The 12,465-nt window shown below is 59.6% G+C and carries 10 protein-coding genes and 1 pseudogene; 6 read left to right on the top strand and 5 right to left on the bottom strand.

Translation table 11 applies throughout. The features are described from left to right. Together groEL and groES are read right to left on the bottom strand one after the other, a co-directional pair. On the bottom strand, positions 1-887 hold an 887-nt coding region (gene groEL / locus RAD04_RS38425; protein ID WP_461627932.1), incomplete at its 3' end, for a chaperonin GroEL. An 86-nt stretch (positions 888-973) separates the two neighbouring features. Further along, complete coding sequence (gene groES / locus RAD04_RS38420) at positions 974-1,288, bottom strand: co-chaperone GroES (RefSeq protein ID WP_270162976.1); 315 nt, start codon at positions 1,286-1,288, stop codon at positions 974-976. Between the two features lie 283 nt (positions 1,289-1,571). Between groES and RAD04_RS38415 the strand changes: the two genes are divergently transcribed. Next, positions 1,572-2,075 (top strand): hypothetical protein, encoded by a 504-nt coding sequence (locus tag RAD04_RS38415; RefSeq protein WP_461627931.1) that lies wholly within the window; start codon positions 1,572-1,574, stop codon positions 2,073-2,075. Between the two features lie 123 nt (positions 2,076-2,198). Here RAD04_RS38415 and RAD04_RS38410 read toward each other — a convergent pair whose 3' ends face one another. After that, positions 2,199-2,402, bottom strand: coding sequence for a hypothetical protein (locus RAD04_RS38410; protein ID WP_270162975.1), 204 nt, complete (start codon positions 2,400-2,402; stop codon positions 2,199-2,201). A 705-nt stretch (positions 2,403-3,107) separates the two neighbouring features. Here RAD04_RS38410 and RAD04_RS38405 point away from each other — a divergent pair. The 3 genes from RAD04_RS38405 (at position 3,108) to RAD04_RS38395 (ending at position 7,750) form a co-directional block, all read left to right on the top strand. After that, entirely contained in the window at positions 3,108-4,235 is a 1,128-nt protein-coding gene (locus RAD04_RS38405) for a glycoside hydrolase family 18 protein (protein WP_461627930.1), read from the top strand. 745 nt (positions 4,236-4,980) lie between these two features. Beyond that, the gene (locus RAD04_RS38400; protein ID WP_461627929.1) at positions 4,981-6,720 is read left to right on the top strand and encodes an outer membrane protein; all 1,740 of its coding nucleotides are present in this window, start codon (positions 4,981-4,983) and stop codon (positions 6,718-6,720) included. Between the two features lie 586 nt (positions 6,721-7,306). Further along, positions 7,307-7,750, top strand: coding sequence for an NAD(P)-dependent oxidoreductase (locus RAD04_RS38395; RefSeq protein WP_270162970.1), 444 nt, complete (start codon positions 7,307-7,309; stop codon positions 7,748-7,750). 218 nt (positions 7,751-7,968) lie between these two features. On the opposite strand, the pseudogene RAD04_RS38390 reads toward RAD04_RS38395, so the two are convergent. Next, positions 7,969-8,860: pseudogene (locus RAD04_RS38390) on the bottom strand (NAD(P)H-dependent flavin oxidoreductase). 162 nt (positions 8,861-9,022) lie between these two features. After that, entirely contained in the window at positions 9,023-10,243 is a 1,221-nt protein-coding gene (locus RAD04_RS38385) for an ABC transporter substrate-binding protein (RefSeq protein ID WP_461627928.1), read from the bottom strand. Positions 10,244-10,494: 251 nt separating this feature from the next. Between RAD04_RS38385 and RAD04_RS38380 the strand changes: the two genes are divergently transcribed. Beyond that, a complete protein-coding gene (locus RAD04_RS38380; RefSeq protein ID WP_461627927.1) occupies positions 10,495-12,027 on the top strand; it encodes an acyl-CoA carboxylase subunit beta in 1,533 nt (510 codons plus the stop codon). Between the two features lie 7 nt (positions 12,028-12,034). Then, a partial coding sequence (locus RAD04_RS38375; RefSeq protein WP_461627926.1) for a biotin carboxylase N-terminal domain-containing protein occupies positions 12,035-12,465 on the top strand: 431 nt, incomplete at its 3' end.

Raw genomic sequence — 12,465 nt, 5'->3', positions numbered from 1 at the left:
GTCAGGATCGCGATGTCCTGCAGCATGGCCTTGCGGCGATCGCCGAAGCCCGGAGCCTTGACGGCCGCGACCTTCAGACCGCCACGGAGGCGGTTGACGACGAGAGTCGCCAGGGCTTCGCCTTCGACGTCCTCGGCGACGATGACCAGCGGCTTGCCGGTCTGCACCACGGCCTCGAGCAGCGGGAGCAGCTCGTTCAGCGAGGAGAGCTTCTTCTCGTTGATGAGGATGTAGGCGTCGTCCATCTCAACGCGCATCTTGTCGGCGTTGGTGACGAAGTAGGGCGAGATGTAGCCGCGGTCGAACTGCATGCCCTCGACGACGTCGAGCTCGGTCTCGAGCGACTTGGCTTCCTCGACGGTGATGACACCCTCGTTGCCGACCTTCTTCATGGCATCGGAGAGGAACTTGCCGATTTCGGCATCGCCGTTGGCCGAGATGGTGCCGACCTGGGCGATCTCGTCGTTCGAGGTGACTTTCTTGGAGTTTTTCTGCAAGTCCGCCACGACCGCGTCTACGGCGAGATCGATACCGCGCTTCAGGTCCATCGGGTTCATGCCGGCGGCGACCGCCTTGGCGCCTTCGCGCACGATCGCAGCCGCGAGCACGGTCGCGGTGGTGGTGCCGTCGCCGGCCGCGTCTGCGGACTTGGAGGCGACTTCGCGCACCATCTGGGCGCCCATGTTCTCGAACTTATCGTCGAGCTCGATGTCCTTGGCGACGGTGACGCCGTCCTTGGTGATGCGGGGCGCGCCGAACGACTTGTCGAGCACGACGTTGCGGCCCTTCGGACCGAGCGTCACCTTCACCGCGTTGTTGAGGATGTCGACGCCGCGCAGCATGCGGTCGCGGGCGTCGACGCCGAATTTGACTTCTTTGGCTGACATATTGGTTTCCCTGAGTTGATTGGTCTCATCTCACTCTTGAGGCGCCCGGCAGGCGCTCCTCAGGGTGAGCGGTGCGAGCGGTTGGATTAGGCGGCCTTCTTCTTGGCCGACGCATCGGTGAGAACGCCCATGATGTCGCTCTCCTTCATGATCAACAGCTCCTGGCCGTCGATCTTGACCTCGGTGCCCGACCACTTGCCGAACAGCACGAGATCGCCGACCTCGACGTCGATCGGGATCAGCTTGCCGCTCTCGTCGCGGCCGCCCGGGCCAACGGCGATCACTTCGCCCTGGGACGGCTTTTCCTTGGCCGTGTCGGGAATAATGATGCCGCCTGCGGTCTTCTCTTCTGCGTCGATGCGCTTGACCACGACGCGGTCGTGAAGCGGACGGAATTTCATGCAGTCCTCCTAAGCAATTGCTTGGGTTGGTGATTTTAGGTAGTTAGCAGTCGATGCCCGCGAGTGCCAATGCGGGCGGAGCACAGGTAGGGCTGGTCTTTTCGGGAAGCAAGGGCTCCTCGCAGAAAAAAGGCGCTCAGGGTATTCGCCGGCTGTTCGTGGTCATACCGGCGAATGACCGAACCGGCGATCTGCCCTTGGTGTCTAGGATTTTCCTCACTATCCCGCGCGGACGCGAACTCGTGATGGCACGCTGGGGCGTGCCGAGCTCGTGGCGGGTTCTGTGGACGCCACCAAGAAGCTGGAAGCAAAGGGCAGGCCAGTCGACTTCCAGCAGCTGCTGAGGATGAGCTCGATGGCGGCACGACCAACGTCCGGTAGTGAGAGCGCGTACTGGAAGCGCTGGCTCGATCCGCAGAGCCGCTGCCTGGTGCCGTTCACCTCGTTCTCCGAGGACGACACCATCGATGGCAAGAAGGTGTCGGTCCGGTTCGCTCCCGACGAGAGCCGGCCTGTTCTCGACGATGGAGTTGCAGCCGACAAGACGGAATGCATTTCCGCCAACGCCGCTGTGAGGCGCGCCAAGGCGTTGTCCCGCAAGCCCGGCATCATGGGCGCGGTCGCCCTCTCGGGGACCGAAGGACCCATCGCGCGGCGTCTTCGGCGACGCCAAGGTGATCCGGAAATGCGGCGACGTACCCGAATATCTGAGCACGCCGATCGTCCCGACGTCGCCACACCCCAGCGGTGGCATCAGGGCGGAATTAGCCTGCGGACTCGCATTTGAGGCATCGCCAGATCGTGGCTCCCTGCTATCACGATTTGCGGCCAAGTCATGGACTTCCTGCAACAAGGGCAGACGCGAATGATGCTGGAACGTGGCGTTGGGCGACACGAAGAAGGCGAGAGATCAACAGAGGGGATCCGCCGGATGCTCGGCGAAACCAGATGAACCGGGCAAGCTCGAACCCGATCCCGCAGGCTGCTCCGCGGCGAGCTTTTCGACTTGTTCGACGAACTCGGACCGGGTGCGTTGATCGCGTATCCGGACAAAAGCGCGGATCAACCTAAGTCCCTGCAGATCGCTTCGCGTTGAAGACGCGGTGTCGTTCATTTTCGAGCTCCCTGGCTTTCTGTAGGTGGGTCAAGTCGCAAGTGCAAGAATGATCCGTATCACGCGCCGGTTGCAACATAAATCCTACCAAAAAGGAGGGGTTCTGCTCGCGCCTGAACGCAGGTTCACACGGAGCCCGTGCGGGGTAGGATGCGTGCCACAGTTTGCCCTTGACAGCCTCCCATCCTGGCGCAGAGACGATGAAGCGAAGCGCAATTCAGCGGACGAGAGCGGCCGTAGCTGCTGCCCATACGTTCCAATACACCAATCCACTTGTGCGCCTTTCGACAAATTCGGATGGGACAACGCGGCGGATGCTAGCCACAAAATGTCGGAAGCCCGCCACAGAACAGCTCTTTGAACTTCCATACTTCGTCTTAGACGAGCCTTCCTCCACCGCATTCAATTCGTCGTATTCTCGCCATTCGAGAGCTGAACCCGTCGCGCAGCAAATACAGCTCTCGATGAAGATGCCGCCATGAAGTCGTAGCGATCAGGTGAAACGAAGGGAGCCAGTGCCGCGCAGATCGAAGGCTCGCTGAGGCGATCGCGTTATCGGTTGGCGCAGCGTAAAATCAGACAGAGAGCATAAGGCCGTAATCCGTGGCAATTAATCGTCGAAACTTCGCTGCAGCCGGGTTTTCTACGCTCGTGTGCGGATACGCACTGATGCAGCCGGGACGGGGCACGCCGTCCCGGAGGCCAGTGGTCGCAGGCTATGTCGCCCCTTGGAAAGCCCGGACGGGCGGTCCAAACATCAAGACGATCCCGGCTCGCGAACTGACGCACTTGATGTACGCGTTCGGCACCGTTTCGGCAGAAGGACTGGCTGGACTTTCGGATCGTTGCCTCGACGCAGGAGCCTGCGACGGAACCGCGCCGTCGACCGCGTTCGGCGGCAATTTCGCCCAACTCACCGAATTGAAGCGGAGCAGTCCGGAGCTCCGGATCCTGATTGCGTTGGGCGGCTGGAGCGGGTCGAAATATTTCTCGGCCGCCGCTGCCACGCCGAGGTCGCGCGCGCGGTTCGCACAATCCGTTATCGAGGCGTTCTTTCGGCCGTATCCGGGTCTGTTCGATGGTGTGGATGTCGATTGGGAGTTTCCCGTCTCAGGAGGACGCCCAGGGAATCTCGCGCGCCTCGAGGACCGCACGAATCTCACGCTCCTGATTGCGGAGCTTCGCCGAAGACTCACCGAGTTTTCCGCATTGGAGCGCAGGGAGCTGGAGCTCACCATCGCCGTATCGGCCGTCCCCAACAAGATTATCAATCTGGAGGCGGCCGCTCTCGCCCCGCTGGTCGACCGGATTCATCTAATGGCCTACGACTATCATGCGGGCTCGACCTTTGCCGGCTTCAATGCTCCGCTGTTTGCCTGCGCCGGCGATCCAAGTCCCGATCTCAATGTCGATGCCAGTGTGAATGCCTTGATCCGGGCCGGGGTGCCGCGGGCCAAGGTCACGCTCGGGGTAGCCTTCTATGGCCGAGCTGTTGCAGGCGTTCCGCAGGAGAACGGGGGGCTCTTGCAAAAGGGGACGGTGGCGAGCGAGGAGTGGGGAGGGAGCGACGGCATCGATTATCGCGATCTCGTTGTCCGGCGACCGGAAGAGCAGGGCTTTCGCCGGTATTGGTGTGATGAGGCCCAAGTGCCGTGGCTCTATGACGCCGAACGGCGGATATGGATCAGCTACGACGATCCGCTATCCATCGCAAGCAAGACGATGTACGCGCGCGCCCATGGACTCGCCGGGATCATGATCTGGGACCTGTTCGCCGACGACGGTTCGCTGCTGCTCGCGGCGCTCCGCATCCTTCCTGTGCGAAGATCCTAATAGAAGTGTCGTCATTACGTCGCCTTGAAGCACGTCATCTGTGCGCGCCTCGAGCGAAATCAGCCGCGAAACGCTGTGAGATCAGAGCCACGTCGAATTGAAAACGGCGATGTCGGAAATCTGGCGCCCGGCAGCGTCGTTCCGGAGGCATGCTGGCGGCAATGCGGGTTTTTCGTCGTGATGCGACGTGCGCACCGGATCCCATCCGGTTGCTCGCGAGGCCGGACGACTCTTCGCGACCCCTCACGCGAAGGCTTGAGCAACCCTGACTTAAGCCATGTCTGTGTATCGGTGCGGGATCCCGATCCCGATCGGCGCCATGAGTCACTGACCCATGCGATATAGAAGAGGCATGCTTCGGCGCCGATTCACACGTGACCCCCTGCAGTGAAGACGGTGGTCTCGCCAGCCAGCCCCGTTCCTTATCAGGCGAGACATCGGCAGAGTTGCGGCGGATGCTCTATTGGCCTGCTTCAGATGCGCCTCACGATGATGCCGTCGGCGATAGCAACGTAGATTGTGAGTCTTGAGACAAATGTCAGCAACTTGACGCTACACACCACTACGAAGTGCCTGCAGAACCGCCGAATTCAATTGGCTCGCGGTTTGCTTTGCTGACGCCATCATTGCCAATCGCAAGCGTTGATTTTCCAGGCGGACTAGGGCGCGCGTCGCAAGCGTGTGGTCTGGCCCCGACGGTTTGCTGTGGCGACAAGTTAAGGCGCTCGGTTGTGGACGGCGCAAAATGCAGGAAGTGTTTGGAATGCGATCTGGAGTTCTTCTTTCGGGAGTCGCAACAATTGCGCTCGTCGCAAGCGGTGCAGCCAATGCGGTAGACCTTTGGCCAGACGTGAAATTGCCAGCGGCGGTGTGGAGTTGGTCCGGAGGCTATATCGGCGGGAACGTCGGCGGTGGGTATGGCCGAACCTCATTCAGCAATCTCTACGGTCCCCCAATCTATGGCGGCGTGGTTGACACCCCAGTGTTCCTCGCAGGTGGCCAGATAGGCTATAACTGGCAGAAGAACAGCTGGGTCTTTGGCGTCGAACTCGATGTCAGCGGTGCTGTCTCCGACGGCACAAATACCTGCCTCGCCTCCTCCGGCTTTGTTGTGAGCGCAAATTGCGCGGCAGGTCCCAACGTCTTTGCGACCGGGACCGGCCGGGTCGGTTACACCTTTGGCCCACATGGCCACACGCTGGCCTATCTCAAGGGAGGCTTGGCTTGGCAAAACAATCGCGGCGATGTCGTCAACAACAACGAGTTCAATGGCCGCGGGACTCAGGAGAACACCAGTTTCGACTATGGTCGGGTCGGCGGCATCATCGGGCTGGGCGTCGAGCAAGCACTTACGTCTGCATGGTCTCTCAAGGTCGAATACGACTATCTGCATTTCGGTGGGCCGAGTATCGCAACGCCTCCGACGGTGCAGTTTCCGCCGTTCGCAATCCTTCCGGCGAATACAACGAGCCTGTCTAGCACCTATCACATCGGAACGATCGGTCTGAATTACCATTTTGACGCCGACCCTTGGGATGCGCAACGGTCCGATGCGCCGTTGTTCACGAAAGCAACGGGCAGCGTGCCGCCGACGGCTGACACAGCCGGTTGGTCGTTCGAAGGCGGCTCGCGGCTCTGGCTCAGCCGCGGACGATTCCAATGGAATGACAGCGCTGTGCCCAATGAAATCCCTGCTGGAGATCCTAACATTCTTGTATCGAGGATCACCCACCACGGTCTCAACGGACTTTCCGGGGAATTATTTGGCCGGGTTGACAGCCCGTGGGGAGCGTTTCTGAAGAGCAACGTTGGCATCGGTCGCTTCGACAAAGGAATCACCAACGATGAAGATTGGGGAATTGATCGCAGCCTCTCCTATATCAACACGAGATCAGGCCAGACAAACGGGAGGTTCACCTATTACACCGCCGACGTAGGTTACGATTTCCTGCGCGGCGCCAACTACAAGGTCGGGGGCTTTATCGGCTGGACCTACTACGAACAGAGCTCCGACTACATCGGATGTGTACAGATTGCCAACCCGATGGTTGGATGCTTGCGGCCAGATCCAGATGGTGACGACACAGTCGCTGGAAGCCAGAATTCCCAGTGGAATGCACCTCGTGCCGGCCTAAGCGCCGAAACCATGCTCACCGAGCGTTGGCGTTTGAGTAGCGACGTCGCTTACCTGCCTTGGACCGATTTCAAAGGACGTGACAATCATCTTGTGCGCCCGACGACCACCTTCATTGATCAACGCGGGAACGGAGGCGGGGGTGTCCAACTCGAAGGCGTGTTGTCCTACTTCATTACCAAGAACTTCAGCGTCGGCATCGGCGCGCGCTATTGGGCCATGTGGACCAAAAAAGACAGTGAAATGACATGCACAGGCTGTGATGGCCCGGGAACCACTGGGACTGAGCTTGCGAAGTTCAGCACGGAGCGCTGGGGTACATTCTTTCAGGCCTCTTATAAGTTGAACTGAAAAGGCCGATCCACAGTCAAGCTCCAGACAACGGCCTCCTGATTGACCCTCCTGGGATCACCACAGGGATCCCGGGCAATTTTGGCGCCGGCGCAATTGTATAGCATATGATCACGCGTTCACAGAGTCCATGCGCCTGAATGAAAGCAGCGCCTGCGATGCGGTGGCTGACGAGTTCCAAGCTTAGTTCGCTGTGCGGCTCGCCGCAAGCTCCGAGGTAGGTGAGGTCGCCGTCGAGCCCAGTGAGGCATGCGGGCATCGCCCCGCTTCGTCGCGCACGCGTCCAAAGTAGACAAGCCTGTGACTTGCATCATCGCCGCTCCGTCAGTTTGGCGCTGGTCGATTACGAAGACGGAGACGTCTTTCGCCAACGGGTTGCGTGCTCCGACGGCAGGAAAGCGCGACGTCTCGATCGCTAAATCGATCAACGATCGTCTGATCCTTGTACGGTCGTCTGATATCTTAACTATTCAGCAGCAGTTGATACTACCAGCTATGGAGAGGTGACAGATGCTCCGCCGGCGGCGGCCTTCACCTTAATATATGTCAAGTCCGTCCATATCCAAAATGAGGCTCTGGCGCATCCATGAAAATCACGTTGTTGGGCGGTACCGGGTCGATCGGCCGCGTGTTTCTCGAAGAGGCTATCGCAGCCGGCCACGAACTGCGCATATATGGCCGCACGTCACCGAACGCGAATGGAGCTGATTTCATCCGCGGCGAACTCTCGGACAAAGTCGCCATGACGGCCGCAGTTCGAGGCTCTGATGCGGTCGTAAACACTGTCGGCGTGCGATCAAAGGACGACATTCCGGTTATCACCGTCGCCGTATCGAACATCATTACGGTTATGGAGAATGCGGACGTACGCCGCCTCGTGAGTATCTCCGGCGCAGGCGTGAGACTCCCTGGAGACCGGCGTGGTCCGCTGGGCCATATCGCGACTTGGATCGCCAGATCAATGGCCTATGACATGATCGCGTGCAAGCAGGGGGAATATGAGCTTATCGCCCGTTCTCATCTCGAGTGAACTATTGTTCGTCCTTTCGTGATTACAAACAAGCCCGCGAAGGGGAAGGTGCGGGCCGACGAGGCGGTATTTGACGGGAACCGCGAAAGGGCACGCAGGGTCTGCTCGCAGACACTCGGGAATGAGTGGAGCGACAAGTTTCCATCTCCTATCGATCATTTGATCTTTCGGCCAATCAATGGGGCTGGCCGCAATGACATTGATAATGTCGGCCATTTTCAACGGCTGATGCCATGAAACTCCGAGCTCGTCTGCGTGACCAATTCGTTGACGGACACGACATTGGTGATTCCTGAAGTCGAATGCCCAGCGCTCCAGATATCGCGCCATCGCTTTGGTCGAGCTTCGCGAGCGGTGATGTCGATATCCTTGCCAATTTCGATCGAACCGTGGAGCGGCAGGTTGTTGGGATCGAGACCCGCCGACGTGATCGATGGCCGCAACATGATCGTCTGCAATCCGGTGAATGCTGTCGTCAGGAGAATATCGTCGGCGGTACTCTCGACGAGCATTTGTTTGAATCGTCGGTCAGCCATGCTCTCGTGCGGCGCGATGAACTTGGTCCCCATGTAGGCAAGATCGCAGCCCAATGTCTGCGCCGCTCTGAGAGCGACGCCATCGCTAATGTCTCCGGCGAGGACGATCATCCCGTCGAACAACGCGCGCACCGCGCGAACGAATGCGAATGGAGTTAGCCAGCCGGTCTGGCCGCCGGCTCCCGCGGTCAATAGTATTAGGCCGTTGACACCGGCCTCTGCGGCCCACTCAGCGTGCCGAATAGACGCTACGTCGGCAACAACTAACGCGCCTGCATCCTGGAGCAGACGAAGCACCGGGATAGGGGACCCGACCGATGTGATGGCAATCTCAGGATTATGCTTGAGGACGACGCGCAGATCGTCTGCGAGGCGAGTATTAGCACGATCAAATTTGGACAGATCGGCGCATGTTGTCTGCCGGTCTTGAAGCTGTGGGGTGTAGACGATCGCTGATCGCGGCTAGCCGTTGATCCAGCTCATCGGCGCTGCGACAATTCGCCGTCGGAAACGAACCGATCACGCCGCTTCGGCTTGCCGCCACCACAAGCTCGATGCCTGAGACGAGGAACATCGGTGCTGCAATTAGCGGTAAGGCAAGGCGATTCCGAAACGGCAGATTTTGGTTGGACGAGTCCACCTTCTCTCCTAACGACCGAATTGAGCGAAATACCTATCGAAGAACGGCGCAGTCGTGAGCCGCACGGAGTTCCTAGTCCGTGCGGCTCGGATACGTTCAGTTCGATAACTTGCCCTCGATGATCGGACCAAAGGTGACCCAGTTGTTTCCTTCAAACGTCATCAACTGCATCTGCTCGATCGGGAAATGATCGGTAGGCGACGTCTTGAGTGTGATACCGGGCAGCAAGGTCGACGGCGCGAAGCCATTCAGGTTTTCTGAGACCTTCATGATGTTTTCCCGAGTCAGGTTGTCGCCCGCCTGCTCGAGAATGTACTGCAGCGTTTGAAGAGCTGCATACGAGTAGGTTACCAGATTGCTATTGCGATCTGCGTCAGGCGCGTATTTTTGCAGGAACTGCTCGCATTCCTTAACCCCGGAGTCGTCCTTCCAAGCGGGGTCCGTCGGGTCCTTGTAGTAGCCAGCGCTGATGATGCCTTGCGCGTAGTTGAAGCCGGCTGGCTTAATCACCGCTCCCACTGAGCTCGAAACGTTGTTCAGGATATGGACAGGCTTCCAATCTAACTCGCCCATCTTTCGGATCGCCATCGCGGCGAATTTGGGCTGGCTGAGATTGAGTACCAGGTCTGCTCCCGATGCCTTCAGCTTGACGATCTGCGAGTCGATCGTGGGGTCGTTGAAGTCGTATGTCGCCTCAGCAACAATCATCGAGGTCTTGTCGCCGAGCCCGTCTTTAACGCCCTTGTAGATATCCTTGCCGTACTCGTCGTTTACAACCAGGACGGCGATCTTGGCGTTAGGGTGCTCCTTCAAGATCCATTTGGCATAGACGCGACCTTCGGATTGGTAGGACGCATTGAAGGGCATCGTCCATGGAAACGACTTGGGATCCTCGCCGAATTTCGTTCCTCCGGTCGCGAGCATCAGCTGTGGGACCTTCTTCTGGTTCATGTACTTCATGATGGCCAAATTCGGCGGAACGCCCAGCGTCTGGTAGAGGAATAGAACTTCGTCGCTCTCGACCAGCTTGCGGGCCTGCTCGACCGTTTTCGGCGGGCTATAGGCGTCGTCGTACGAAATCCAATTAATCTTCCGTCCGTTGATGCCGCCCTTTTCATTGATCATCTTCACATACCCAGCAGCGATCTTGCCCACGATGGCGTAGGCGGAGGCTGGCCCGCTATAGGGAAGAATGTTTCCGATCTTGATTTCAGTGTCGCTCGCCCCGGGACCGTATGGCTTTTGTGCAAACGCTTGGTGCGAGCCAATCGTGACGCCGGCGGCTACGGCAAAAACAAGCAAACTACGCGTATTCATTTTTCCTCCTGTTTCGTTTGATTGATCGCCTGGACGGACCAGTAGCTTCGGAATGGCTTAGACCGCCATTTTATAAACTGATCACAAGTCGACCTCATGGAATAATTACCAAGTTATATCAGCTAGTTGTGATGATTTGACAACTAGATAAATTTATGACACTGACGTCACGTTACTGGAACTGAGATTTGGGTCAAGTCCTCCAGGAGGGGCGGACCGAACTCGCTCGCTCCTACGCTGGAGGCGCACGGATGACTGCCGTAATCGAAAAGCTTGAGGCGCGTCGTGCCGGCGCAAAGCTCGGCGGTGGCGAGAAGCGCATCGAGGCGCAGCACGCGCGCGGCAAGCTGACCGCGCGCGACCGCATCGAGCTCCTGCTCGACAAGGGATCGTTCGAGGAGTTCGACATGTTCGTCGAGCATCGCTCCACCGAGTTCGGCATGGAGAAGACCAAGGTGCCCGGCGACGGCGTCGTCACCGGCTGGGGCACCGTCAACGGCCGCAAGACGTTTGTCTTCGCCAAGGACTTTACGGTGTTCGGCGGCTCGCTGTCCGAGACCCACGCGCTGAAGATCACCAAGCTGCAGGACATGGCGATGAAGGCGCGGGCGCCCATCATCGGCCTTTATGACGCGGGCGGCGCTCGCATCCAGGAAGGCGTCGCCGCGCTCGCCGGCTATTCCTACGTGTTCCGCCGCAACGTCCTCGCCTCCGGCGTGATCCCGCAGATCTCCGTCATCATGGGTCCCTGCGCCGGCGGCGACGTCTATTCGCCGGCGATGACCGACTTCATCTTCATGGTGAAGAACACCAGCTACATGTTCGTCACCGGCCCCGATGTGGTGAAGACCGTGACCAACGAGGTCGTCACCGCCGAAGAGCTCGGTGGCGCCTCCGTGCACGCCACGCGCTCCTCGATTGCCGACGGCGCCTTCGAGAACGACGTCGAGACGCTGCTCCAGATGCGTCGCCTGATCGACTTCCTGCCGTCCAACAACACCGACGGCGTGCCGGAATGGCCGAGCTTCGATGACATCGGCCGCCTCGACATGTCGCTCGACACGCTGATCCCCGACAATCCGAACAAGCCCTACGACATGAAGGAATTGATCCTGAAGGTCGTGGACGAGGGCGACTTCTTCGAGATCGCGGAGAGTTTTGCCAAGAACATCGTCACCGGCTTTGGCCGCATCGCCGGCCGCACCGTCGGCTTCGTCGCCAACCAGCCGATGGTGCTGGCCGGCGTGCTCGACTCTGACGCCTCGCGCAAGGCCGCGCGCTTCGTCCGCTTCTGCGACGCCTTCAACATCCCGATCGTCACCTTCGTCGACGTACCGGGTTTCCTGCCCGGCACGAGCCAGGAATATGGCGGCCTGATCAAGCACGGCGCGAAACTCTTGTTCGCCTATTCGCAGTGCACCGTGCCGCTGGTGACGATCATCACCCGCAAGGCCTATGGCGGCGCCTTCGACGTCATGGCGTCGAAGGAAATCGGCGCAGACATGAACTACGCCTGGCCGACCGCCCAGATCGCGGTGATGGGCGCCAAGGGCGCGGTCGAGATCATCTTCCGCAGCGACATCGGCGACCTCGACAAGATCGCCGCGCGCACCAAGGAATACGAAGACCGCTTCCTGTCACCGTTCATTGCAGCCGAACGCGGCTACATCGACGACGTCATCATGCCCCACTCGACGCGCAAGCGCATCGCAAGGGCGCTGGCGATGTTGAAGGACAAGAAGGTCGAGATGCCGGCGAAGAAGCATGACAATTTGCCGTTGTGAGATAGCAGTGTTCAAACGCATCCTGATCGCCAATCGCGGCGAAATCGCCTGCCGGGTCATCAAGACCGCCCGCAAGATGGGAATTCAGACGGTTGCCGTCTATTCCGAGGCCGACCGCGACGCCCTCCATGTCGAGATGGCCGACGAGGCCGTGCTGATCGGCCCGCCGGCGGCGGCCGAGAGCTATCTGCTGATCGAGAAGATCGTCGAGGCTTGCCGCAAGACGGGCGCCGAGGCCGTGCATCCCGGTTACGGCTTCCTGTCCGAGCGCGAGGCGTTTCCGCGCGCGCTGGAGGCCGCAGGCATCGTCTTCATCGGCCCGAACCCGGGCGCGATCGCGGCGATGGGCGACAAGATCGAGTCGAAGAAGGCGGCCGCCAAGGCCAAGGTCTCGACCGTGCCCGGCTATCTCGGCGTCATCGAGGACGACAAGCACGC

The organism is Bradyrhizobium sp. 25ACV (assembly GCF_054863005.1).
This window is presented reverse-complemented; position numbering and strand designations above follow the sequence as displayed.